The sequence below is a fragment of the Anaerococcus tetradius ATCC 35098 genome (genome assembly GCF_000159095.1).
In the GTDB taxonomy this organism is placed as follows: Bacteria; Bacillota; Clostridia; order Tissierellales; family Peptoniphilaceae; genus Anaerococcus; species Anaerococcus tetradius.
On the sequence record NZ_GG666393.1, the window covers coordinates 1 to 203 of the forward strand.

At 23.6% G+C, this 203-nt stretch carries 1 pseudogene; it reads left to right on the plus strand.

Annotated features, from left to right (window positions below):
* Window positions 1-203 (plus strand): annotated as a pseudogene (locus tag HMPREF0077_RS10310) (DNA topoisomerase 3); the annotation flags it as partial.

Sequence of the window (203 nt, forward strand, 5' to 3'; positions counted from 1 at the left end):
CTTGTAGAAAATACAACAAAGATAGTGGCTGAATTTGACGGGTTTGAATTTATAAACACTTATAAAATAATTGCTGAAGAAGGATTTACAAAATATTTAGAAGAATATAAATCAAAGAAGAAAGAAGATATACAACTTCCTGATGTAAAAATAGGAGATTTTTTATATATTGAAAATAAAGATATAAAAGAGAAGTATACAAA